The 23,276-nt window shown below is 59.7% G+C and carries 24 protein-coding genes; 6 read left to right on the top strand and 18 right to left on the bottom strand.

Features of this window, described 5'->3' with window-relative positions; all coding sequences use genetic code 11:
• The 6 genes from Q1X90_RS04315 to Q1X90_RS04290 all read left to right on the top strand — a co-directional run.
• Nucleotides 1-678 (top strand): UTP--glucose-1-phosphate uridylyltransferase (locus Q1X90_RS04315; protein WP_300766881.1); only part of this gene is annotated, 678 nt, incomplete at its 5' end.
• 196 nt (nucleotides 679-874) lie between these two features.
• Nucleotides 875-2,818: a WYL domain-containing protein gene (locus Q1X90_RS04310; protein ID WP_300766879.1), complete on the top strand. Its 1,944-nt coding sequence runs from the start codon at nucleotides 875-877 to the stop codon at nucleotides 2,816-2,818.
• A gap of 28 nt (nucleotides 2,819-2,846) precedes the next feature.
• Entirely contained in the window at nucleotides 2,847-3,260 is a 414-nt protein-coding gene (locus Q1X90_RS04305) for a hypothetical protein (protein WP_300766877.1), read from the top strand.
• A gap of 46 nt (nucleotides 3,261-3,306) precedes the next feature.
• A complete protein-coding gene (locus tag Q1X90_RS04300; RefSeq protein ID WP_300766875.1) occupies nucleotides 3,307-5,838 on the top strand; it encodes a DEAD/DEAH box helicase in 2,532 nt (843 codons plus the stop codon).
• A 148-nt stretch (nucleotides 5,839-5,986) separates the two neighbouring features.
• Nucleotides 5,987-6,334: an RNA polymerase-binding protein RbpA gene (locus Q1X90_RS04295; protein ID WP_300766873.1), complete on the top strand. Its 348-nt coding sequence runs from the start codon at nucleotides 5,987-5,989 to the stop codon at nucleotides 6,332-6,334.
• A gap of 92 nt (nucleotides 6,335-6,426) precedes the next feature.
• The gene (locus Q1X90_RS04290; protein ID WP_300766871.1) at nucleotides 6,427-7,146 is read left to right on the top strand and encodes an HAD hydrolase-like protein; all 720 of its coding nucleotides are present in this window, start codon (nucleotides 6,427-6,429) and stop codon (nucleotides 7,144-7,146) included.
• A gap of 484 nt (nucleotides 7,147-7,630) precedes the next feature.
• On the opposite strand, the gene Q1X90_RS04285 is transcribed toward Q1X90_RS04290, so the two are convergent.
• The 18 genes from Q1X90_RS04285 to frr form a co-directional block, all read right to left on the bottom strand.
• Entirely contained in the window at nucleotides 7,631-8,305 is a 675-nt protein-coding gene (locus Q1X90_RS04285) for a MerR family transcriptional regulator (RefSeq protein WP_300766869.1), read from the bottom strand.
• A gap of 98 nt (nucleotides 8,306-8,403) precedes the next feature.
• Nucleotides 8,404-8,841, bottom strand: coding sequence for an FHA domain-containing protein (locus Q1X90_RS04280; RefSeq protein WP_300766867.1), 438 nt, complete (start codon nucleotides 8,839-8,841; stop codon nucleotides 8,404-8,406).
• A 5-nt stretch (nucleotides 8,842-8,846) separates the two neighbouring features.
• A complete protein-coding gene (locus tag Q1X90_RS04275; protein WP_300766893.1) occupies nucleotides 8,847-9,668 on the bottom strand; it encodes a DUF881 domain-containing protein in 822 nt (273 codons plus the stop codon).
• A 24-nt stretch (nucleotides 9,669-9,692) separates the two neighbouring features.
• Nucleotides 9,693-10,025 (bottom strand): small basic family protein, encoded by a 333-nt coding sequence (locus Q1X90_RS04270; RefSeq protein ID WP_300766866.1) that lies wholly within the window; start codon nucleotides 10,023-10,025, stop codon nucleotides 9,693-9,695.
• Nucleotides 10,026-11,000 (bottom strand): DUF881 domain-containing protein, encoded by a 975-nt coding sequence (locus Q1X90_RS04265; protein WP_300766864.1) that lies wholly within the window; start codon nucleotides 10,998-11,000, stop codon nucleotides 10,026-10,028.
• 4 nt (nucleotides 11,001-11,004) lie between these two features.
• Nucleotides 11,005-11,607, bottom strand: coding sequence for a CDP-alcohol phosphatidyltransferase family protein (locus Q1X90_RS04260; RefSeq protein ID WP_300766862.1), 603 nt, complete (start codon nucleotides 11,605-11,607; stop codon nucleotides 11,005-11,007).
• Between the two features lie 8 nt (nucleotides 11,608-11,615).
• On the bottom strand, nucleotides 11,616-12,467 hold the full coding sequence (gene hisG / locus Q1X90_RS04255) for an ATP phosphoribosyltransferase (RefSeq protein ID WP_300766860.1): 852 nt from the start codon (nucleotides 12,465-12,467) through the stop codon (nucleotides 11,616-11,618).
• A gap of 36 nt (nucleotides 12,468-12,503) precedes the next feature.
• Nucleotides 12,504-12,773 carry a phosphoribosyl-ATP diphosphatase gene (locus tag Q1X90_RS04250; RefSeq protein WP_300766858.1) on the bottom strand — a complete coding sequence of 90 codons (270 nt, stop codon included), beginning with the start codon at nucleotides 12,771-12,773 and terminating at the stop codon, nucleotides 12,504-12,506.
• Nucleotides 12,774-12,825: 52 nt separating this feature from the next.
• Nucleotides 12,826-13,491, bottom strand: a complete 666-nt coding sequence (rpe, locus tag Q1X90_RS04245; RefSeq protein ID WP_300766856.1) for a ribulose-phosphate 3-epimerase — start codon at nucleotides 13,489-13,491, stop codon at nucleotides 12,826-12,828.
• A gap of 49 nt (nucleotides 13,492-13,540) precedes the next feature.
• Nucleotides 13,541-14,431: a prolipoprotein diacylglyceryl transferase gene (gene lgt, locus Q1X90_RS04240; protein WP_300766853.1), complete on the bottom strand. Its 891-nt coding sequence runs from the start codon at nucleotides 14,429-14,431 to the stop codon at nucleotides 13,541-13,543.
• A 57-nt stretch (nucleotides 14,432-14,488) separates the two neighbouring features.
• A complete protein-coding gene (gene trpA, locus Q1X90_RS04235; protein ID WP_300766851.1) occupies nucleotides 14,489-15,349 on the bottom strand; it encodes a tryptophan synthase subunit alpha in 861 nt (286 codons plus the stop codon).
• A gap of 26 nt (nucleotides 15,350-15,375) precedes the next feature.
• Nucleotides 15,376-17,469 carry a bifunctional indole-3-glycerol phosphate synthase/tryptophan synthase subunit beta gene (locus Q1X90_RS04230; protein WP_300766849.1) on the bottom strand — a complete coding sequence of 698 codons (2,094 nt, stop codon included), beginning with the start codon at nucleotides 17,467-17,469 and terminating at the stop codon, nucleotides 15,376-15,378.
• 113 nt (nucleotides 17,470-17,582) lie between these two features.
• Nucleotides 17,583-19,139, bottom strand: coding sequence for an anthranilate synthase component I (locus tag Q1X90_RS04225; protein WP_300766847.1), 1,557 nt, complete (start codon nucleotides 19,137-19,139; stop codon nucleotides 17,583-17,585).
• Nucleotides 19,136-19,582 (bottom strand): phosphoribosyl-AMP cyclohydrolase, encoded by a 447-nt coding sequence (gene hisI / locus Q1X90_RS04220; protein WP_300766845.1) that lies wholly within the window; start codon nucleotides 19,580-19,582, stop codon nucleotides 19,136-19,138. Before hisI ends, Q1X90_RS04225 begins: the two co-directional genes overlap by 4 nt.
• Nucleotides 19,583-19,654: 72 nt before the next feature.
• On the bottom strand, nucleotides 19,655-20,425 hold the full coding sequence (hisF, locus tag Q1X90_RS04215; protein WP_300766891.1) for an imidazole glycerol phosphate synthase subunit HisF: 771 nt from the start codon (nucleotides 20,423-20,425) through the stop codon (nucleotides 19,655-19,657).
• A gap of 77 nt (nucleotides 20,426-20,502) precedes the next feature.
• Nucleotides 20,503-21,657, bottom strand: a complete 1,155-nt coding sequence (gene rlmN / locus Q1X90_RS04210; RefSeq protein ID WP_366944457.1) for a 23S rRNA (adenine(2503)-C(2))-methyltransferase RlmN — start codon at nucleotides 21,655-21,657, stop codon at nucleotides 20,503-20,505.
• Nucleotides 21,639-22,625 carry a phosphatidate cytidylyltransferase gene (locus tag Q1X90_RS04205; protein ID WP_300766841.1) on the bottom strand — a complete coding sequence of 329 codons (987 nt, stop codon included), beginning with the start codon at nucleotides 22,623-22,625 and terminating at the stop codon, nucleotides 21,639-21,641. Before Q1X90_RS04205 ends, rlmN begins: the two co-directional genes overlap by 19 nt.
• A gap of 30 nt (nucleotides 22,626-22,655) precedes the next feature.
• Nucleotides 22,656-23,210, bottom strand: coding sequence for a ribosome recycling factor (frr, locus tag Q1X90_RS04200; RefSeq protein WP_300766889.1), 555 nt, complete (start codon nucleotides 23,208-23,210; stop codon nucleotides 22,656-22,658).
• Between the last annotated feature and the right edge of the window lie 66 nt (nucleotides 23,211-23,276).

The following is a 23,276-nucleotide window of genomic DNA, read 5'->3' as shown; positions in this document are numbered from 1 at the left end:
GAGGCGGACCGCAAGGGCGGGCACCTAGTGAGGGACCGCCGCACCGGACGCCTTATCCTTCGTGAGATGACCCAGGTACGCGAGCAGGACAAAGCACACGCGCAGAACATCTCGCGCCACCCGTACTTCAATACCAACAGCATGTGGATACGGATCGACGCCCTTCGGGAGAAGCTGGAGCAGCACCATGGCGTTCTTCCGCTTCCTGTCATCGTCAACCACAAGACTGTCGATCCGACCGATCTCACATCCCAGAAGGTCATACAGCTCGAGACGGCGATGGGATCCGCCATCTCCCTGTTCGACGGCGCCATCTGCGTGCAGGTTGACAGGATGCGGTTCCTGCCCGTCAAAACGACGAACGATCTGTTCGTCATGCGTTCCGACCGATTCCACCTCACTGATTCCTTCGAGATGGAGGATGGGGACTATCATCTCCCACCCATTGACTTGGACGACAGGTACTACCGAAACATCGCCGATTTCGACGAACGTTTCCCCTACGCGGTTCCGTCACTGGGTGCCGCGCGATCCGTCACGATCCACGGTGACTGGACGTTCGGACGCAACGTGGTGATGTATGGTGACGCCCGTCTTGAAGATATGGGCCACCCGAGCTACGTCCCCGACGGACAGTTCGTCGGCCCCCAGGGGATCGAGCCTGACGATTGGGTGTGATGCGGTGTTTCCCGCCCCATAATGCGCTGGCGGCGGATCCGTGACTGCCATGTGGGCGTGGTTGCGGGGAATCCCCACGGAAAAATGACCATGTGGGGAAATCGGCACAAATCGGCACGAAAAAGCTCTATCATGGAGTGCAGTGCGCTCACGACGGTGCACATTAAGACGGAACGTTAACGATACGTGAGGACTAATGGCAGAGGGAAGCAGTGGAAGGCGGCGTTTTTCCGACAAATGGGGCAAGCACGAGCTTGATGTGTTAGCCGTCCTATCGTCGGCCTTCCCCCAATGGCTGACCTCGCGGCAGATTGCCCAGAGAGTCAAGGCCTATGCGGATTCTTATGGCGAGCTGGCCGATCAGGCGGCGAAGGCGGCCTTCGCGAAGCAGTTCCAACGGGATCGCGCCAAACTCGCAGCCATGGGCATAGCCATCGAATCACGACAGCCTGAGTACTCATCAAAGTCGGAGGGACAGGATTTCGCCTCATACCGTCTTCAGCTCGGGGATGAGCCACGAGTCCGCCTGCGTTTCGAGCAGGAGGACCTCCCCGTTCTCGCGGCGGCGAATTACCTTGCGCGGTCGATGTCGATATCATCCCGCCCCTCCCAAGAGTCCATGGAGCACCGCGCATCGCGCACGACGCCTCGTGTCCCGCAGACCCCCGCGCCGGGCTTGGGGTTGGATTCCATCGCTCCGGGACTGGGGACCCAGACCATTCCCGACGCCTTGGTGAAAGTCATCGACTCTCGGCGATTCGCTGCGACCGTCGAAGTGGATGGCGAACACCTCAACGTCGCATACACCGATTCCGACGATCTGGCCATGTTCGTTCTCGAGCATCCGGGAGCGTCCATCATCAGCCCGCAGGAGGCCGTGGACGCCTTCCACAGACGGCTTGTATCCGCGATCGACATCTCTCTGGCGGACACAAGCCAGAGCCTTGTCGGAAACACCGTGGTGTCTCCGACCATCAGCCGCAAATCCGAGATCACCGACCATGACGACAGCGCATCGTCACACAAGTCCAATCCCTCGTTCCAGACCGGAAGCGAGGTGGACCGAAGGCTACGACTCATGCTTTTCCTGTCCGCCCATCTGGGGGAGGAGTTCTCGCTCGCGGAGCTTGCGGAACGCTTCATCGGCCCGGCCAGAACGCCTGAGGAGATGCGTCGCGCGGTGGCGGTCATCCACAAGGACATCAACACGCTCACAACGGTGTCCGACGATGGGGAGATGGCGGGAAGCCAGTTCTTCGACATCGATTGGTCTCTTCTTGAATCGGAAAGCATCGTCTCGGCGACGAACTCTCTGGGACTCGAACGTCTGGCCGGCATCTCACAGCAGTATCTGAGTATGCTCACCGCCTCGGCGAGTTATCTGGCGCATGCGCCCCTTCTGCCGGACGAACAGCGCTCTCAGGCGGAATCCCTGTATCTTCGACTCAGGCAACATGTTCGTCCAGGCGAGACCCCTTGGCTGAGCTTGACCGGCTACGAACTTGAGCCACGAAGTTTCTCCGTCGTCAAGCAGGCCATCGACACCGCGTCACTCCTCGACATGGAATACACGGATGGCGCCGGGCGCACGCGTCGCAAGCTTGTCGCGCCCTCGAAGATCTTCGTGGACGAAGGTGTGTACTATGCCGCGGTATGGACCGATGTGGCGAAAGCCGCACCGGAGGACATGGCCTCGTTGGTGTCCACGGACAAAACGATCAACCGGGCCAATGGACTTCCCCGAGTATGGCAGGTCCTGCGCATCGCGCGAATCGAACGGGCCACGCTGGTGGCGCCAACGACCATACTGCGTATACCGGACGTTCCCGTGTCGGAGCTTCGCAAATGGAGTTTCGACAACGGCACCGCCGCGGTGTTCACCACCGACCGCGCGGGGCTTCCCTTCATCTCCACGCTGCCTGGCGCCCGCGTGGAGAAGTGCGCCGATGGCGAGAAGATCCATCTCATGGTTTCGTCGGACTCCTGGTTCGTCGCCTTCTGCATCTCGCATGCACGACACATCCTCGCCGTAGCTCCCGAAACGCTGAGGACCATGATCGTCGCCCGTGCCCGTCGGGAACTGAGCGTGGGGCAGCAGGACGATTCGGAATCCTCGCGAAACATCGACAGAGATCAGTAAGTCGTCAGCGTCAGTGAAAGGAGTCCACATGACATGGTGGATGTGGATCGTTCTTGCGGTTTTCTGCATCGGCGTGGTCATCGCCGGTTGCATCCACACGATTCTTCGCGGCTTGAAGGCACTGGGCTCCCTTGGTGAGACCGCGGACACAATAGGAACGGCTTTGGACGCCCTCAACGATTCCTCAGACGATCCGCAGAAGTCCCACACGGCCTCGTTCGCGGTTCCCCTATCCGTGGCCGCCTCGCACTACGAGGACACCCGACGGGACATAGAGTTGCGGCGCGTTCGCCGGCGGCAGTCCCACCGCATGATCTGGAGATCTTGGGCTGCCAGCCGCATACCGGAGACATTGGAGGACACCGGTTTCGCCGCCACTCCGGAACCGTCCACGCACTTCTCATCAATGCGGAACTATCACGTCGCAAACCCTGATCAATGACTCGCACCACCTATCCGCCATATCAGTCAAAGGCCTCCACGCAACCATGACGCAGTCCCCCTCTTGTCGATACCAGTCGTTCATGGAACACCGTCGTCATGACTCCACGCTGTCCGGACAGTTCTCACGCCAAGCACCATTTGATCTCGACGACTTTCAGATCAGGGCGAACGACGCGTTGGAATCAGGCGCGAACGTCCTTGTCGCGGCCCCCACGGGAGCGGGCAAAACCGTCGCCGCGGATTTCGCGGTGTTTCTCGCGCGCCATCAAGGCGTCAAAGCCTTTTACACAACGCCCATCAAAGCTCTGAGCAATCAGAAGTATCATGATCTGTCCGCGCTTTATGGCGCCGATTCGGTGGGCCTTCTCACCGGGGACACCGCGGTGAACCCCGATGCGGACATCGTGGTGATGACGACGGAGGTTCTGCGCAACATGCTTTATGAGCGGTCCTCCTCACTGGACTCGCTCGGATACGTCATTCTTGACGAGGTGCATTATCTGGCCGATCGCTTCCGAGGTCCCGTCTGGGAGGAGGTCATCATCCACCTTCCGCCCCGGGTTCGGATAATCGCGTTGTCCGCCACCGTGTCGAACGTCGAGGACTTCTCCGGTTGGATATCCTCCGTGCGGGGCGAGACCGCACTGGTGGTGTCGGAACACCGGCCCGTTCCCCTGGAGCAGCATGTTCTTGTGCAGCAGGACGACTCACACGAGCCCGAACTCATCGACCTGTACCGCCGCAACGGTTCGGGACATGAGACCTCCTCTTTGAATCCGTGGCTTCCGCGACGTCTTGAGCAACTCGATCGACGCGCGGAAAAACGCATCAGACTTCCCCAAAAGCGACATGGACGTCCCCACGGCCAACAATCCGGCACACGCGCAAAATCCTTACGCCATACGCCGCGGCGATGGGCGGTGATAGACGAACTCGATTTCCTAGATATGCTTCCCGGCATATACTTCATATTCTCTCGGGCGGGATGCGACAAGGCCGTCGAGCAGTGTCTCACGGCCGGACTGCATCTCACAACGGATGATGAGGCACGACGCATCCGTGACATTGTCGATGAGATGGTGGCAGGGCAGCTTTCCGACGATGATCTCAAAGCGCTTCATTTCTCCCGATTGCGCTTCGCGCTAGAGGAGGGTTTCGCGCCCCATCATGCCGGCATGATCGCGCTGTTCCGCCAGATCGTCGAACGTCTTTTCGAAATGGGTCTGGTACGCGTGGTGTTCGCCACAGAAACGCTTGCCCTTGGTGTCAATATGCCCGCCCGTTGCGTGGTCATCGAGAAACTCGAGAAATACGACGGCACTGGGCATGTCCCTCTGACTCCGGGGGAGTTCACTCAGCTGACCGGTCGCGCTGGACGCCGCGGAGTCGACTCGATAGGACATGCCGTAGTCGTCGACCATCCTGATTTCACGCCGGCAACCATGGCCTCGTTGTCAAGCGCGCGCGTATATCCCATCCACTCAAGTTTTCGGCCGACCTTCAACATGGCGGTCAATCTTCTCAGCCACAGCGATTATTCGACCGCTCGGTCGACACTGGACCACTGCTTCGCCCAATGGGAGGCGAACAAGTCGTCGGTCGACCTTGAAGCCCGCATCGACCAGCTGGCAACGGCCGTCGCGTCGTATGAGAAGGCCTTCGCGTGCTCCATGGGAGACTTCCGCGAGTACATGACGATTCGTCGCGATCTCAGCCTCGCGCAAAAGAATGGCAGACGCGAACTCAAGGAGAGGGTTTTCGACACCGATCAGGAGCGCTCCCACGCATTCATGGATTTGGACGCGCGCATCGACGACCTTCGGACGAGGGAGCGGAACCATCCCTGCCGCCGTTGTCCCGACCTCACGAGGCATCTGACCTGGGGACACCGGTGGGTCCGCGAATGCCGCGAGCTTGACCGCGCCCGCGACGCCTATCAGAACCGTACCGGATCGGTCGCACGGGGATTCGACCACATCTGCGACGTCCTGAAGCTTCTGGGCTACCTTCAGATCGAGAATCATGACGGCGGAACCACCATCCATCTGACGCCCAAAGGCGACATGCTGCGTCGTCTGTACAGCGAGCGCGACCTCCTCTTGGCGGAGCTGATGTCTCGCGGAGTCTTTGACGGTCTGGACCATCGAGAACTGGCATCCGTGGTGTCATCGCTGGTCTATGAGGCAAGGCACGGGGGAGACTCCTCCCCAGGGCGCATTCCCGGAGGTCCGAACGGCAAGGTCGCCGCCTCGGCCGACACGATCGGCGACGTATGGGAGGACATCGATGATCTGTGCCAACGTCACGGGCTGGACTCCACATCCGCGCCCAACTTCTCGATATGCGACATCGTCTACGCATGGGCAGATGGCGCGCCGCTCGCCGAGGTGCTCGATGGTAACGACATCACAGGCGGCGATTTCGTAAGGGTTATGAAACGACTGTCGGACCTGTTGGGGCAGATGTCGGAGGCCTGCGCGGTTCCGCGGTTAAACATGTCCCTTGATCCGCGGATCGTTCGACGTGCACGGGATGAGGTGAACAGGGGAGTGGTCGCGTATTCCGGCGTCGATTGATCTCGTGGGCCCATGCCCTTCATCATGTCGGCCCTGCGAGAACAGTGGGAATGCGGTTAACGTCCGCGCTGTTCGATACCGTGGACAGTCGTAGTGGAGCGTGCGGACGACGGACGGTGATTGTCGTCCCACAACAAGGAGGCGGAAGATGGCGGAACGTAGCCTACGTGGCATGAGCATCGGAGCGAAATCACTGGAGTCCGACGATAACGTCGATTTCGCGGCCCGTATGGAGGTGTCATACATCTGTCCGAAGGGGCACCGGACGATTCTCCCCTTCGCGGAGGGGGCCGAAATCCCCAACGAGTGGGAATGCCGGTGTGGGTCGACGGCCCACCGCGAGGGCGATTCAGAGAACACCTCGGATGATTCCGGTAAGCCGACGCGCACCCACTGGGACATGCTTCTTGAACGCCGTAGCGAGGACGAGCTGAAGGCTCTTCTGGATAAGCGGCTGGCCATGCATCATGACGGCTGGATTCCCGATTACGAGTGACTCCTCGTCCACGCCAACGGGATTGGCGATAATAGACACCATATGACGACAAACATGTCATCTACAGCATCGCCAACGACAGGGAGAGCGGTTTGAGACAATCCGGCACCGGCAGAAGAATTGTCCTTTTGGATTTGGATGGAACCCTCACGAAATCGGATCCGGGAATCATCGCCAGCGCCGAAAAAGCTTTGGAGACATTGGGGTTCCCGGTTCCTGATAAATCGGAGATGCGGCGTTTCATCGGACCGGCGATCATTGAATCCATGAGACGCAACAATGTTCCCGAGGACCGCTTGGATGAGGCTGTGCGCACATACCGCCGATATTATTCGGAGGAGGCCGTGTTTGACGATCCCCTGAATCCCGGCCACAAGGTTCCGGGCTCGCTGGCAAATTCCGTCTATTCCGGCATTCCCGATCAGTTGCGCCGTCTTCGAACCCAGGATTTCATTCTTGCGGTCGCGACGTGCAAACCCGAGTATCAGGCGCGTCCAATTTGCGAGCATTTCGGTCTTGACGATCTTGTCGATGATGTTTTTGGCGCCAGTCGCGACAACTCCCGTATAACCAAAGCCTCGGTTATACGGTATGCGTTCTCGTGCTTGAGATATTCGGAATCGTCCGGAGACAGGGCTCTTATGGTCGGCGATCGATGGACCGATGCCGATGGCGCGCGCGATTGCAGCTTGGACTGCCTTGGATGCGCATGGGGCTATGCGGAATCCGGCGAGCTCGAGGAACACGGCGCTTATCGTGTCATCGATCATGTCGACGATCTTGATGATGCCGTCAGCGCGTATTTCAATTAGGCAGATGTAATGATCATCAGGTATTTTCACTCGGTTCTGAGTTAGCCGATAATGTACGTTATGTCAGATTAGGATTTTAGCTCAGGTCCTCCGCCTAAGAGTCCTGTCCATTTCCCCTTTCATGGCATTGCGCGCATGCAGATACATGGCAACCAGCTGGCAAACAACACACGCCACGACGACGATGGCGGATACCAACCCAACCGACTCATACCATCTGACGATTGAACTCTTTGCAACCGGTTCTATCAGCAGAAAAACGGCATATGCCATGGCTCCGATAACGACGGAACAGAGGTGAAGCGCCACAACGCTCCACGGCACGGGACGAACGCCTGGAATACGGAGGCGTGCCGATGGCATCAAGGCGCCATTGACCACGCATGAAGCGCAAACAACCACACCCATGGCCATACTAGCCAACCACAGCCCCAGTGGTAAGAGCGCCGCAATCATCATGCCCAACGCCAATGTCGATTCGCACTCATGCCGACTCACGGCGAGCATGCCGCGCGGCCAGCTCGCGACGGAGCCTGATCTCCGTCAGTTCGTCAAGCGGGTGGGAGCTGGATCCCGACTGATCCACAGCGGAATCCTCCAGTTCGACGCACTCCTCACCCTCCAAAGCCTGCCGGATCTCCCCCCATAGCAGACCCACGGAAACAGCGAAAACGGCGGCGCCCGTGTTCAGGACATCCACCACATCTCCCCCGTTTACGCACTCATGCACGGTTTCCCCATCACACATAATCGTGATGCCACCAAGCTCGGCGGTCGTCCGCTGAGTGAGGAAGCCAATGGCTGACGTGACATTCTGCAGGTTGATTCCCGCGTCAAGAAGCCGCTTCGAAACCGCCAGAATAACGACGTCCTTGAAGGAATACAGCCGTCGAGATCCCGATCCGTGCGAAGGGGTGATGGATGGTTCGAGAATCCGCTTCCTTGCCCAGTAGTCCAGCTGTCGGTATGTTATGCCGGCGACCTTCGACGCCACCGTCCCGCGATATCCGCGTTTGGGCAGGTCGTCATCCACGCTCCCCGAGAACAACTCCCCCTGCACAGCGGTTCCGCCATAAGAATCGTCATGACCCTCATGCGGAATGTGCAATCTCAATTCAGGACCGGAACTCAGACCCCCACGTTCGCTATCCGGGGACATCAACCCACTCCTTTCAAACCACCCATACCTGTCTTACACAAACAACAACTCCCGCAGTGGAATGACCATATCGGGAATCCCCCGTCACCGCTCCGACATCAGGAGACGGACGACGCTCCAGTGAAGAACACCAGACGGAATTTGCCGATCATGATCTCATCACCGTTATGGAGGACCGCTTCATCGACCCTACGCCGGTTGACGTAGGTGCCGTTCAGGCTTCCAGAATCGGCGACCGTGAAGTCTCCACCCACACGTCTGAAAACCGCGTGAGCGCGTGAAACCGTGGAATCATCCAGAAGAATGTCCGCCTGCGGGTCGCGCCCGACTGTGGTCTCGTCCTGGTCAAGGAGGTAACGCGATCCGGACACCGCGCCGCGCGTCGAAATCAACAACGCCGTCCTTGGCGCCAGACGGGATATGGTGTCGATGTCCTCGGTCGTCAGCGGACGGTCTCCCGTCAACGTCACGGGTATTGTTATGGCCGGCATGCCAATGATGGTCGTCTCGCCGGCGGATGGAATGGGATCTGTCATGCGCACTATTCTACAGTCTTCGCATACGTATATTTGCGGGTCTTGCGGATCTCGTCGATAACGACCTTCTTGGAGGAGGTGACCTTCACCGTGGCCCCGAACTTCACCTTCAGGCGCGATCCCACCCCGCCCGCGATGCTCACCGCGTTCTGAAGGTTCTGCGAATCACCGATGGCCTTGATCTTATAGGGCGTCGAGAGGATGACGCCATCGCACTCAAGCCCGCCATCCGTATCCGCCACATACGTGGATGTGACTATTCGCAGGCTGTTGATGGCCATGACCTCGGCACCGGCGTTCCGCAGCTCCTCGATCAGTTGGAACATCGTCGACGCGTCGACCGAGGATTTCTTACCCTTGCTGACGGTTATGACCACACCCTCGCCCTGCGCGGCAAGCCTTCCGGAAAGCAGGCCATTGGTCTCCTCATTCTGCTTCGCGATCCTCTCGGCCTCCTTCTGCTTGTCGACTGCGGCCTTCAATGAGTTGAGCTGGCTGCTGAGCTCCGTCTTACGCTGCTCCAGATTCTGCACCTGGGTGCTTGTCTCAGTGATCAGCCTGGTCAGTTCCTCCTCGCTCATGGTCTCGTACGTGGACGTATCGTTGTTCAGCTGGATGGCATATCCAAAACCCAAGGTGGCGCAGAGAATCGTGATGAGCACACTGGTCAGAAGCCTGCTTCCCACACTCGAGTCGCCTATGGCGGGAATCCTTCTACGCCGACGGACGACCGGAAAAGACCCCGTTCTCGTGTTGTCGTTCTGGGTGTCACGATCGACGTTCCCCCCATGCTCGCCATGTTCGGCATGGTCTTTGGACCCATTCATCGTCTGACTATGTTTCATGGCGCATCACCCGTGGAAAATGAATCGTCGTATGGCGGACACGTTGGAGAAGATTCGGATGCCTAGAACCACGATAACGGCGGTCTGCAACTGGGATCCCACGCCAAGCTGGTTGCCCAGAAGCACGAGAAGCGCGGCGGTGATGACATTCGACACGAAGGATATGACGAAGACCTTGTCGGAGAAGCTTCTCTCGAAGTATGCCCTGCCGGCTCCCAGCAGCGCGTCGATCGCCGCGACCACCATAATCGGCAGATAGGGCTGCAGGAGGATGGGTATGTCGGGGCGCACGAATATTCCCAGAACGATTCCGATGATCAATCCGAGTATTGCGGCCATCTAGTCCCCCTTCGTGGCGTAGGTTATGTCTCCTGATCCCGCAGCGTCCATACTAAGCGATGAAGATTTGTCAACGTGCGGCGTAATGCCCGCCGAAGCCAGATCCGCGTACAAGGATGCCAGGGATTTCGAGCCAACCGCCTTAGCCAAAGTCGTTTTGTTGCCGATCGCGCGTATCGTGTACGGGCTTTGAACTCCGTTGACGCCGACGAGAATCGTTTGTCCGGCCCTTCTAATCGACGTCTGCACGCCGATTCGATAGCCGTTCACCGAGATGGCCTCCGCTCCGGCCTTCCAAAGAATCGAGACGAATGTCTGGAGATCCGTGTCCGTAACCACTCTCAGCTGCGAAGTGCCTCCCCTGGTCGACGATGTCTCATTGGACGCTGCCAACGGATCGGCTATGGTCAGTGTGATCCCCTCGCCCGTCACCGCGACCAGCCCATTGACAAGCTCATCCTGGCTGAGCGTCGTGCTCTGGCTGCTCGTTCCCAGCTTCTTGGACTGCGCATCGACCTGCGAACGCAGCTTCGTCACCTGGGAGCTCAGATCATCGAACTCACCCTTCTGCTCCTCCAGCTCCTTGGCAAGGCTGGCGCGGACCTCCTTGCGTGGATCCGTGTTGAGCTGTCTGACGAACGCACTCCCGAACAGTCCGACACCCACGCAGATAAGCATAACGACCAGACGCGTGCTCCAGACGATGAGGGGCGAGCGGCGCTGCGTCGAGACAAGCAGTGAATCGACGAACATCGGGTCGACGGAACGGTTGGTCAGGTCGTCGATGAGACGCAGAGAGTAATCATGGGCGTGACGCCGGGGCGCCGATGTCGTCCCGGAGACGGTCTCCGGATCGGCGATGTGGTGGGGTCCCAGATTCACCGCCTGTGAGGAGAAAACGGCACGCCGCCTCAACAACGCCCTATCCGGCTCCACTGGGAGACTGATGGGTTCGGGGCCGATTCCGGTGGTCATGGTCCTATCCTCTGCGTTTGAGAAGAATGGTTCCCTGCCAAGCGTAGAGCAGTCCCGCGAACCAGTACAGCGCTATGCCCCAGATGAACACGGCCAGCGAGATCATGCGCAGCACCTGTCCGGCGACTCCGACAAGCATATCCGCCACAATCAGGGTCACAATCGAGGTCATGAGCAGGGCCGTGCCCGTCTTGCCCACGAAGTGAACAGGAAGAGGGCCGTAATCATGCTGAGCGAGAATGAGCATCTCGATGGCCATAAGGCAGTCTCGCAGTCCGACGATGACGAGCATCCACCACGGAATGATCCCTGCAAGTCCCAAAGCAAGGATGCTGCAGAATATCAGCAGACGATCCGCGACCGGATCAAGGATCTGCCCGACTCTGCTGACCTGATTGAATGATCTCGCTATTATGCCGTCGACGCCGTCGGACACGGCCGAGATTCCCATCACCACCAAAGCGGGGATCATCCTGTGCCCCGCGATCAAGGCCGCGATGAACGGAATGGATATGATTCTCAGAACGCTGATGAGGTTGGGGACCGTGAAATAGATGTTCCTGGGCTCCGGACCATAGCGGTTTCCCCGATCATCGTTGCCACGCATCGTGTCTATCAGATCCTGGACGCCTGAAGGGCGGTGACGATGATGCCGCGCGCCCCCACATCGTACAACCGGTCCATAAGCATATTGACCCTGTCCCGCGGAACCATGACGCGCACGGCGGACCACTGCTTGTCATGAAGCGGCGAGATCGTAGGACTTTCGAATCCGGGGGTCACTGCCACCGCCTGGGAGACCTTGGACACGGGAATGTCGTAATCCATGATCACGTACCGCTGTGCCGTGAGGACTCCCTGCAGACGCCTCTGAAGCACGACCAAACGCTCGTCATCCTCAGCGAGGCGTGGCGAACGAATCATAATCGCCTCGGATTTGAGAATCGGATCGCCGAAGATGCGAAGCCCGGCATTGCGCAGAGTCGTTCCTGTGGACACCACATCGGCGATGAGGTCGGCCACTCCCAGCTGAACCGAGGACTCCACCGCACCATCAAGGTGGATGATATCGGCATGGACGCCCCGAGCGGTCAGGTAGTCGGACACCAGCCTGTCATACGAACTGGCGACCCTTTTGGAATCGATGTCCTCAAGGCTGGCGATGGGTGATTCCTGAGGAGCCGCGAATCGGAAGGTCGATGCGCCGAATCCCAAGGACATGTGTTCGAGGGCATCGGTTCCGGAGTTGAGCAGAAGGTCCCTGCCCGTGATTCCGACGTCGATGGTTCCCCGTCCAACGTAGACGGCGATGTCAAGCGGCCTGAGGTAGAACATCTCGATGTCGTTGTCTTCGTCATGCACGACCAACTGCCGTGAATTGCTCCGAAGCCGGTATCCGGCCTCGCCCAGCATGTCCCAAGCCGGTTCCGAGAGCATCCCCTTGTTCGGCACCGCGATTCTCAACATTCTCTTCTCCCTTGCGTCCCTAGCTGAAACACGTCCTCACAGGTTCTTGTATATGTCGTCCAAGGTGATTCCACAGTCGATCATCATCACCTGCAGATGGTAGATCAGTTGGCTCATCTCCTCAGCCGTCCGGTCGGCTCCCTCATACTCCGCGGCAATCCACGTCTCCCCCGCCTCCTCGACGATCTTCTTCCCGATGAAGTGTGTGCCCTTGTCAAGCTCGGCGACCGTGAGAGACTCGGGATCGTGACGGGATGCCTTCTCGCTGAGCTCTGCAAACAACGATTCGAAGGATTTCATATCCAATACCTTTCCTGTGGCTATGCGTATAACGTTTTCTACGGCTGAGCCCGCAACGCTACGCGCGATATGCGTCCTGCGCCGTCCGACGGATTCCCACTATGGCCTCTGCCGGATCGCTGGAGCCATACACCGCGGATCCGGCCACCAGAACATCAGCGCCGGCATTCGCCACCACCGCGGCAGTGGATGTGCTGACACCGCCATCCACCTGAATGCTTGTGGACAATCCACGACGAGTGATCTCGTCACGAAGCCTCCTGACCTTGCCCATCTGGTTTCCCAGGAACTTCTGTCCTCCGAATCCCGGCTCGACCGTCATGACAAGAATCATGTCGAACTCGTCAAGAATGTCGAATATGGGCTCCACGGGCTCGGCGGGACGAACCGCAAAGCACGCCTTGCATCCCATGTCGTGCAACTGGCGCGCCAGCCGGACGGGGGCGTGCGCGGCCCCCATGTGGAAGCTCACCGAAGACGCGCCAAGACGCGCGTATTCCGGAGCCCAACGGTCGGGATCCTCAATCATCAGATGCACATCCACGGGCAGGTCGGTCACCTCGCAGATCCGCTTGACGATCGGCTCCCCCAGGGTGAGATTGGGAACGAAATGATGGTCCATGACATCGACGTGGACGAGATCCGCCGCGGATATAGCGTCCAGATCGCGTTGAAGGTTGCAGAAGTCGGCTGACAATATGCTGGGAGCTATTCGAATCATCATGGTGTCCATTCTATGAAGTACGACAGACCGGTCGAAGTGGCAAGGGACCTCAGTCATGTCGTTCGGTGTCGGTGATGTCCTTCAGGCGCTTCTCAAGACCAGCGCTGTCCTTGCCAAAACGCTGAATCAGAATAAAAGCGATGGCTCCCATCGCGAAGACCACCATCGCGACCCAGACATTGATTCGCACTCCCAGAAAGTTGTGGGCGTAGTCGATGCGCAGCGTCTCGATCCATCCGCGTCCCAGCGTGTACCACATCACATACGTCGCGAAAAGCGATCCTGCCTTCAGATACGCGGATGCGCGACGTCCGAGCCACACAATCAACGCGGCTCCGATAAGGTTCCAGATCATCTCGTAGAGAAAGGTCGGTTGGAACAATGTTCCGGTCGGACATGTCGTCCCGTCGTAGCACTGCTCCCCTGATCCGATCGCGGTGCCGGTTGAGCTGAGCTTCAATCCCCATGGAAGCGTCGTCGGAGCGCCATAGAGCTCCTGGTTGAACCAGTTTCCCAACCTCCCGATCGCTTGGGCCACAAGAAGCCCCGGAGCCACGCTGTCCGCGAGAAGAGCCATGGGGTAGTGCTTGTGTCGGCACCACGCCCACGCGGCGAGTCCTCCGAAAAGGACGGCGCCCCATATTCCCAGACCTCCGTGCCAGATCCGGAACATCTCCACCCAATCGCCGGTCGGCCCAAAGAAACGCTCCGGCGTGGTGACGATGTGGTAGACGCGCGCGCCGACTATTCCCGCGGGAACGGCGCACAGCGTGATGTCAAGTATCTGATCGAAATCCCCTCCACGCCTGGACCATCGCACGGAGGCTATGGCAACGGCGGCCACAATCCCCGCGAGCATGCACAGCGCGTAGATATGGATGGTCACCGGTCCTATGGTGAATTGGGACACCGATGGTGAGGGAATGTACGCCAATGCCATTGCTGCCGACAACCTTTCCGTTCATCTCCCCGCACATCCCATATCCATGGGATCGAGCTAGAGCCGTGCCGAGCGCACTCCACGGGCTATGTCACGTGTGACCCGGGCCAGACCATCCAATCGGTCCGACGCGTCACCCACCATACCCCCCTGCGGGACAAGAAGGGTATGCACCAAAGCCGAGCCAACGATGACTCCGTCCGCATAAGAGCCGACCTGGGCGGCCTGCTGCGCGTTCGACACTCCGATGCCCACACACACACGGGAGGCTCCGGCCTTTCTGGTTCGAGACACCAGAGCCTCCGGGGATGAGGAGAGCGTGGTCCTCTCTCCCGTCACGCCCATCCGCGACGCCGCATAAACGAATCCACGGGAATCTCGCGCCGCCACCCCCAGCCTCTCGTCGGTCGAATCCGGAGACACAAGGAATATACGGTCAAGTCCGTGCCGCTGCGACGCCTCGATCCATTCATCGGCCTCATCGGGAATCAAATCCGGAGTGATAAGACCGGCACCGCCAGCCTGCGCGAAATCATCTGCGAAACGCTCCACTCCGTAATGCATGATCAGGTTCCAGTAGCTCATGATCAGGGGAACAGCCCCGGCTTCGGACACGACGCGCACCGCATCAAACACCCCGGCGATCTTCTCGCCGGATTCGATCGCCTTCTGAGCGGCCGCCTGAATCACTGGACCATCCATCACCGGATCCGAATAGGGAAGACCGATTTCGACGGCGTCCACACCATTCTCGACCATTGTGCGAAGCGCCCGGAGGGACATCTCGACGTCGGGGAAACCATAAGGCAGATATCCGATGAACGCCGGACGGTTCTCCTCATCCAGCCGCTCGAACAGCGTCTCCATGGCACTGGGGCGATGGCTGATTCCCAACGGTTGCGTCGACGGTGCTCTCATTCCCACGTCCTTTGTGTCCATTGTGGTCACTCCCCCTCGATGCTGGTTCCGTGGGCGCCGTTGGCGTCCAACGCCCGGCTCTGGTCATCCGTGAGATAGCCGAACCACCGCCCGGCAGTCGCCACGTCCTTGTCGCCGCGCCCGGAAATATTGATGATCATGACCGGACTGGTCATTCCCTTATTCTTCAGGTCCTTCGCCGCCTTGTACGCGCCCGCCACCGCATGGGAGCTTTCGATCGCGGGAATGATGCCCTCGGTCTCGCACAGGTCCTTGAAAGCGGACATCGCTTCGTCGTCGGTGGCCCATGAATAGTTCACCCTTCCGAGCTCCTTGAGCCACGCATGTTCGGGTCCCACGGATGCGTAGTCCAATCCCGCGGAGATGGAGTATGTATCCTTGGTCTGCCCCTCCGCATCCTCCAACAGATACGACTTCGCACCCTGGAACACACCCAACTGGCCCGTTCCGGGAGCGAATCTGATGGCGTGCTCGCCTGATTCGGGCCCATGTCCGCCGGCTTCGAAGCCGTACAGTGCCACACTGGGGTCATCCAGAAAGGCGTTCATGATCCCGATGGCGTTCGACCCACCACCCACGCAGGCGCAGATCGCGTCGGGATGGTCGATGCCGTAGTCCTCGCGAAGCTGCTCCCGAGCCTCCTCGCCTATCACCTTCTGAAAGTCGCGGACCATGCTGGGGAAGGGATGCGGGCCGGCAACAGTTCCCAAGAGATAATGGGTGTCCTCAACGTTCGTCACCCAGTCCCGCAGAGCCTCGTTGATGGCATCCTTCAGGATTCTTGTCCCTTGGGTCACCTCGACCACCTCGGCCCCGAGCAGGCGCATACGGGCGACGTTCAAAGCCTGCCGCCGCGCGTCGATCTGCCCCATATAGACACGGCATTTCAATCCCATAAGCGCGCACACCGTGGCCGTGGCGACCCCATGCTGGCCCGCACCGGTCTCGGCGATGACCCTGTGCTTGCCCATGCGTTTGACGAGAAGCGCCTGCCCCAAGGCGTTGTTGATCTTATGGGCTCCGGTATGGTTGAGATCCTCCCGCTTGAGAAACACGCGCGCGTTGGTGCCGACCCGCTCGTTGAGCCGGGCGGCGAACCGCGGAGCCTCGGTCAGCGGCGAGGGACGACCCACATAAAGCTTGTTCAGACGCGCGAACTCACGATGGAACTCGGGATCGGCCTTGGCCTCGGTATAGACCTTTTCCAACTCATCAAGCGCCCCGACAAGAGCCTCGGGAACATACCGTCCTCCGAACCTTCCGAAATAAGGTCCCTCGTGCGTGCTCAGAGGCATGGCGGACGATGCCTTCACCCGTCGTCCGGCGGCCACCAGCCGCGCCACTGCGGTGCGATGATCGTCGGCCGTGGCCACGCCCTCACCGACAAGCACGGCATCCGCTCCCGCCCGCGCGTAATCCTCCAGTTCGACCCCACCGAACACACCGGACTCCGCGACCTTGATCACGTCGTCGGGAAGTCCATCCGCCAGCTCGGAGTATCGTCCCACATCAACCCGCAGATCCTTGAGGTTCCTGGCGTTGGTGCCGATGACCGAGGCTCCCGCGGCAATCGCGCGGTCAATCTCCTCCCGTGTATGCGTTTCAACCAGTGCCGTCATCCCCAGACGATGCGTGAGTTCGAGAAGACGGACAAGCGTCACATCATCCAATGCCGCGACGATAAGCAGAACCAAATCCGCTCCGTGCGCCCTGGCCTCCCAGATCTGGTAATCCGTGGCGATGAAGTCCTTCCGGAGAACGGGTATCGACACGGCCTTGCGCACTGCGTCCAAGTCGTCCAACGATCCGAGAAAACGACGCCCCTCGGTGAGAACCGACACGGCACAGGCTCCTCCGCGCTCGTATTCACGGGCCAAAGCGGCTGGATCGGGAATGTCGGACAGCCTGCCCTTGGAAGGCGACGCACGTTTGATCTCCGCGATGATGGGCACTCCATCGGCACGTTTCAGCCACGCGCGGACGTCAAGGGGAGCCGGAGCGGCGTCGGCGGCGGCGCGTAGCTCATCAATCGACACGGTCTCCTCACGCGCGCGCTGGTCCTCCAACGCGCCCTCCATCAAATCGTCCAGTACTGACACGGTCTTTCCCTTCCTATGAACATCACAGGTAACTCTACGTGAAACGGACTCCACTCGTTATGAATAACCAGATTCCGAAATGGGCCGCATCGCGGCCAGCCCGTCCGACGCGCCTACAGATTCCTCAATCGAGCCGCCATCTGCACGGCCTCGACACTAGCCTCGGCCTTGTTCCGGGTCTCCTGCCACTCGTTCTCGGGAACCGAATCGAGCACGATGCCCGCTCCCGCCTGTACGGAGGCCTCATGGTTCCTGAGGAACGCGGTGCGGATGGCAATGGCCATGTCGAGATTCCCGGAGAAATCGAAGTATCCCACCGTTCCCCCGTAGATCCCTCTGTCCGAGGGTTCCAGCTCGTCGATGATGTCGACGGCGCGCGGCTTGGGCGCGCCCGACAGCGTTCCCGCGGGGAAGGCCGAGGCGAAGACGTCGAAAGAGGTGACCCCGGGAGACAATCTGCCCGTCACCGTCGAGCAGATGTGCATGATATGGCTGAAACGCTTGATGTCCATCAGCGACACGACCTCGACACTCTCAGGATCGCAGACGCGGCTCAGGTCGTTGCGCGACAGATCGACAAGCATGATGTGCTCGCTGCGCTCCTTGGGATCGGCGAGCAGCTCACGGGAAAGACGCTCGTCCTCCTCGGGAGTTTTGCCCCTTGGACGGGACCCTGCGATGGGAAACGTCATGGCGTGGCCGTCATCGACCTTGATCAGCGTCTCGGGGCTGGACCCGATGATAGAGAAATCCCGCCCGTCCGCGTCGGTCAGCGAGAAGAAGTACATGTATGGGCTGGGATTGAGCGTACGAAGCACCCGATACACGTCGAAGGGATCCGACGGGGAGTCGATGTCCAAGCGTTGCGAGATGACGACTTGGAAGACGTCTCCATCAATGATGTGGCGTTTCGCCTTCTCCACGGATTTCTCATAATCCGATTTCGAGGTGCGAAACCTCAGCTCAGGAACCGGAGCCTGCGGATCCAGAACGCTGACGCTTGTCTCGCCGGCGGCGGATGACGATGCCGTCTCCTGCATGCGATCCAACCGGACTACCGCGTCGTCGTACATCTTATCCGCCCGAGTGGGCATGTCATCCACGTTCACGGCGTTGGCTATCAACCACACGGAGCCCGACACATGGTCGACGACGGCCATGTCGGTCGCCAACGACAGCGCCAGCTCGGGCTGCCCGGTCTCATCCGGAGCTGTGGCCCCGACGGAAGGCTCCCAATGACGTATGGCATCCCAACCGACCGATCCGACAAGGCCACCCGTCAGATTCGGCAAACCACTCACCCTTGGCGAACGCAGCGCCTTCAACGCGGCATGGGCCACCTCAAGGGCATCCCCCTCTCTGGGGATTCCGGATGGAACGGTGCCCAGCCAATCGGCACGCCCATTCCTTGAACGAAGCTGGGCCATGGACCGCACCCCGATGAAGCTGTATCGGCTCCATATCCCCCCATATTCCGCGGATTCAAGGATAAACGTCCCGCTGCGACCGCCTCCAAGTCTGCGATAGAGACCAACAGGAGTCAACGAATCCGCCAGAATCCGGCGCACAATGGGGATGACACGATACCCCTGATCGGCCAGTTCATGAAAAACAGCTCGCGAGGGCCACGCCTGCCCCCACTGCAGATCATCAACCGTGCACTGCGTCATCGTCCCCGACCCCCTTGCATAGGAAGCGCATCAGCCCGGCTTCCGACCACGACAGGAAGCGGACCGCCCGTGTCGAAGCATGATCTTCTTCCGGTGTGGCATGCGGCCCCAACTTGGTCGACGCTGATGAGAAGGGCGTCGCCATCGCAATCCAGCGACACTCCCTTCACGAACTGCACATGCCCTGACGTATCTCCCTTTCTCCAGTACTCCTGCCGGGATCTGGACCAGTATGTCACCCGTCCGGTCGTCAGGGTTCTCCTGAGGGCCTCATCGTTCATGTATCCCACCATCAGCACCTCATGGGTGTCGTATTGCTGGACGACCGCCACAACCAGCCCCTGCCCATCACGTTTGAGACGCGCGGACACTGACGGGTCAAGAACGTCCCGCCCGGCATCCTCCGCCCGTTCCACGCCGTCTTCTCCACCACAATCGCTCATATCAGTTCCATCCTTGCCATCATCCGATCTCACGACACACCATACGACCACACCCGACGGCCCGCAGGGCCCTTATCGGACCGCGTATCCAGCTCCACGGAGAGCTCCTTTGACATCATTGATGGTCATGACGCCATAGTGGAACACCGAAGCGGCCAAAACCGCGTTGGCTCCCGCGGCTATGGCCGGAGGGAAATCATCGGGCCGTCCCGCACCTCCACTGGCGATCAGCGGAATCGTCACAGCCTCCCGCACCGCCCGAATCATCTCGATGTCGAAGCCCTTTTTGGTCCCATCGGCATCCATGGAATTGAGAAGAACCTCGCCCGCCCCCAACTCCTCGGCCCGTCGCGCCCACCACACCGCGTCGATGCCGGTGGACCGCCTTCCCCCCATGGTCGTGACCTCGAAGCCGGAGGCGGTGTGCCGTTCGCCCCTCTCCCGCCGGGCGTCAACAGACAGGACCAGGACCTGGTTTCCGAAACGCTTGGATATGCGGGCGATCAGCTGCGGATCGTTGATCGCCGCGGTGTTCACCCCCACCTTGTCGGCACCACAGCGCAACAGGGAATCCACATCATCGACGGACCGCACACCACCACCCACAGTGAGTGGGATGAACAGCTTTTCGGATGTTCTGTTCACCACGTCGACCATCGTCCGTCGATGCGAGCTTGAGGCCGTGACATCGAGAAACGTCAGCTCATCGGCACCCTGACGATAGTATTCGGCCGCCAATTCCACGGGATCCCCGGCATCCTTGAGATTCTCGAAATGGACCCCTTTAACGACCCGCCCATCATCGACGTCAAGACAAGGAATAACCCGAACCGCCAGCGTCACGACGACCTCCCCGCATACGAACCGTTGCATTCTGCGACCCACAGTACCGTCCCCTCATATCGGGGACATCTCATCTCTCACTCAGTGGAGGAGTCCTCCACTTTGGCGGCCAACTGGCCACAGGCTCCATCGATGTCGCTTCCCCGCGTGTCACGGAGCGTGGCCGTGATTCCCGAACGGTGGAGTATGTCCAGAAAACGCCGCTCATCCTCAGGTTTCGAGGCCGTCCATCGGGAACCCTCGATCGGATTGAGCGGGATGGGGTTGACATGCGCCCAATCGTCACCGTAGTGGTTGAGTCTTTTGGCCAACAGAGTTGCATGCTCAGGCTGGTCGTTGATTCCACGCATCAGGGCGTATTCGATGCTCACCCTGCGCCCGCTGGCCTTGTAGTAGTCATGCGCCGCGTCCAGAACCTTCGTGGTGTCGAACTTGCGGTTCATCGGTACGAGCTCGTCGCGCAGCTCATCCCCAGCCGCGTGTAGGGACACCGCCAGCCGTACAGGAAGCCCCTCGCCCGCCAACTTACGGATTCCGGGAACCACCCCAACCGTAGATATCGTGATGTTCCGGGCCGATATTCCGAAGCCATCGGGTGCGGGGGCGCATATCCTCCTCACTGCGGCCAGAACCGAACGGTAATTGGCCATGGGCTCCCCCATACCCATGAAAACCACATTGCTCAGCCTTCCGGGTCCTCCGGCCATACCTCCATCACGCATCGTCCGCGCCGCGACCCGTACCTGCTCAAGGATCTCGCCCGTCGACATGTTCCGAGTCAATCCCAGATGCCCCGTCGCGCAGAATGGGCACGCCATCCCACAGCCCACCTGACTGGAAATGCACAAAGTGGCCCTGCGTGGATATCTCATAAGAACGGATTCGATTCTGGAGCCGTCGAAAAGTCTCCACAGCGTTTTGACGGTCATCCCCTCATCCGCGATCTGCCGTGTGACTTCCGTGATGAGCTGGGGGAAGAAGACATCACCGATGCGCTGGCGCAAATCCTTGGGAAAATCGGTGAAATCCTCCGCCTTGACATCACCATGGGAATAGTAGTGCGAGGCCAGCTGTTTCGCTCGGAAACGTGGAATGTCCAGTCCAGCCACGGTCTCGCTGGCCTCGTCGTCGGTCATGTCGGCGAAGTGTCGGGGTGCCTTCCCACGCGGATTGTGACCGCGGGACAGCACCTCGCGGAAAACGTCGTCACTCATCACATTCCCGTCATCCATAGCAGAACAGTCAGAAAAGGCGCGGAAAGCAGAATCGAATCGACCCTATCCATCACACCGCCATGCCCTTTGAGCAAATGGCCCATGTCCTTGATTCCTATGTCTCTTTTCAGCATCGAAGCGCACAGGTCACCGAACGTGCCCACGATTCCCACCATAACGCCCATCACAATCGGCGCCCACCATAGCTTCGACCATTGTCCTGGATACGTCACGGCAAAGATGACGAACGCTCCGAGCATAGCCAGGGCAATCGAGCCGATAAGCCCCTCGACGGATTTTTTCGGGGATATCCGCGGCGAAAGCTTGTGCTTCCCGAACCACGCCCCTGCGAACAATCCACCGGTGTCGCTCAACGCCGGAAGGAAGACCAGCATGATGGCATGGGCCACCGGATGGCCATGAAAGGTCAGGGACAAAATAATGCTGCCCGCAAGAACGGGGACATACATCAGGCTGAACACGGAGACGGCGAGATTGCTCATGCGGCTGTGGTGGGGTGGATCGATGGGAACAGCCGAATCGGGTGTGCCCACACGCGGATCCGACGACGCGAGCTTGCCCGCGACGGCCAGCGATATGTGGTTTCCATACGTCACCCGCATCGTTGACATCACGACGACGGCGAACAGCGCGATAATCGAGGACATCGCCATCGCCTCGGCGTGCCTGGGCGCGTAGTAGGACGACAGGAGCATGCCTGCCGAGCACAGCCATAGGGTGATGACGGGAATATGCAACCCCACCGTGGCGAAATCGACACGAAGCTCCCAGAGCGCGAGCACCATGAACACCACTATGAGGATCACGAAAACCTGGATGCTGGTCAGCAGACACGCAAGAATGATTCCGATGAGAAGTACGGCCGTTCCCACGGCCTGTGGCATGTTCCTTCCCGCGCGTTTGTTGATCTGGTCAACGACCTTCTGCGGTTCCTGACGTCCGTCTTCTCCGACGCTATCGACCATCACGGCACCTTTCCGAGGCGGACACCGCCGTCAGACCTCCATGATCTCCTTGCGCTTGGTCTCAAAGAGGTCGTCCAACTGATCGGTGGTCTGCTTCGTCACCTTGTCAAGCTCCTTGAGAAGACGGTCGCCTTCATCCTCGCCCATATCGCCATCCTTGACGGATTTGTCGATATCCTCCTTCGCCTTGCGCCGGATGTTGCGCACGGCGATCTTGCCGTCCTCGGCCCTCGTCTTCGCCAGTTTGACGTACTCCTTGCGCCGCTCCTCCGTGAGCTCTGGCATAGTCAGCCGGATGACGTTGCCGTCACGCCGGGGGCTGACGCCGAGATCGGAATCGCGTATCGCCTTCTCGACGGCGTTGGTCTGGGAAGCGTCGAAGGGTGTGACGGAAAGGGTGCGTGGTTCGGGAACGCCTATGGATGCGACCGACTTGATTGGAGTGGGAACTCCGTAATAATCGACGGTCAGACCGTTAAGCAGACCTGGATTGGCGCGCCCCGTGCGGATTCCCGAGAAATTCTCCTTCGTCGCCTCAACGGACTTCGCCATCTGCTCCTTGGCCTGTGTGACTGCTGTTGCCATCATGTACCTCCGCTTATCTGCTGCCCGACGCCATCGGACGCCGCGATTCGACTCTGAACACCTTAT

Source organism: uncultured Bifidobacterium sp., from assembly GCF_949292005.1.
Classification (GTDB): Bacteria; Actinomycetota; Actinomycetes; order Actinomycetales; family Bifidobacteriaceae; genus Bifidobacterium.
This window is presented reverse-complemented; position numbering and strand designations above follow the sequence as displayed.

Bases quoted from the DNA above. Each gene is read 5' to 3' on its own strand.
- trpA (WP_300766851.1), bottom strand. From the start codon at position 15,349: ATGAGAGCACCGTCGACGCAACCGTTGGGAATCAGCCATCGCCCCAGT.
- hisG (WP_300766860.1), bottom strand. From the start codon at position 12,467: ATGTTGAGAATCGCGGTGCCGAACAAGGGGATGCTCTCGGAACCGGCT.
- Q1X90_RS04265 (WP_300766864.1), bottom strand. From the start codon at position 11,000: ATGACCACCGGAATCGGCCCCGAACCCATCAGTCTCCCAGTGGAGCCG.
- Q1X90_RS04285 (WP_300766869.1), bottom strand. From the start codon at position 8,305: ATGTCCCCGGATAGCGAACGTGGGGGTCTGAGTTCCGGTCCTGAATTG.
- Q1X90_RS04300 (WP_300766875.1), top strand. From the start codon at position 3,307: ATGACGCAGTCCCCCTCTTGTCGATACCAGTCGTTCATGGAACACCGT.
- Q1X90_RS04205 (WP_300766841.1), bottom strand. From the start codon at position 22,625: ATGGTCGATAGCGTCGGAGAAGACGGACGTCAGGAACCGCAGAAGGTC.
- rlmN (WP_366944457.1), bottom strand. From the start codon at position 21,657: ATGGATGACGGGAATGTGATGAGTGACGACGTTTTCCGCGAGGTGCTG.
- frr (WP_300766889.1), bottom strand. From the start codon at position 23,210: ATGGCAACAGCAGTCACACAGGCCAAGGAGCAGATGGCGAAGTCCGTT.
- Q1X90_RS04310 (WP_300766879.1), top strand. From the start codon at position 875: ATGGCAGAGGGAAGCAGTGGAAGGCGGCGTTTTTCCGACAAATGGGGC.
- Q1X90_RS04270 (WP_300766866.1), bottom strand. From the start codon at position 10,025: ATGGCCGCAATACTCGGATTGATCATCGGAATCGTTCTGGGAATATTC.
- rpe (WP_300766856.1), bottom strand. From the start codon at position 13,491: ATGATGATTCGAATAGCTCCCAGCATATTGTCAGCCGACTTCTGCAAC.
- Q1X90_RS04225 (WP_300766847.1), bottom strand. From the start codon at position 19,139: ATGACGCAGTGCACGGTTGATGATCTGCAGTGGGGGCAGGCGTGGCCC.
- Q1X90_RS04260 (WP_300766862.1), bottom strand. From the start codon at position 11,607: ATGCGTGGCAACGATGATCGGGGAAACCGCTATGGTCCGGAGCCCAGG.
- hisI (WP_300766845.1), bottom strand. From the start codon at position 19,582: ATGAGCGATTGTGGTGGAGAAGACGGCGTGGAACGGGCGGAGGATGCC.
- lgt (WP_300766853.1), bottom strand. From the start codon at position 14,431: ATGGCATTGGCGTACATTCCCTCACCATCGGTGTCCCAATTCACCATA.
- Q1X90_RS04275 (WP_300766893.1), bottom strand. From the start codon at position 9,668: ATGAATGGGTCCAAAGACCATGCCGAACATGGCGAGCATGGGGGGAAC.
- Q1X90_RS04305 (WP_300766877.1), top strand. From the start codon at position 2,847: ATGACATGGTGGATGTGGATCGTTCTTGCGGTTTTCTGCATCGGCGTG.
- Q1X90_RS04295 (WP_300766873.1), top strand. From the start codon at position 5,987: ATGGCGGAACGTAGCCTACGTGGCATGAGCATCGGAGCGAAATCACTG.
- Q1X90_RS04280 (WP_300766867.1), bottom strand. From the start codon at position 8,841: ATGACAGATCCCATTCCATCCGCCGGCGAGACGACCATCATTGGCATG.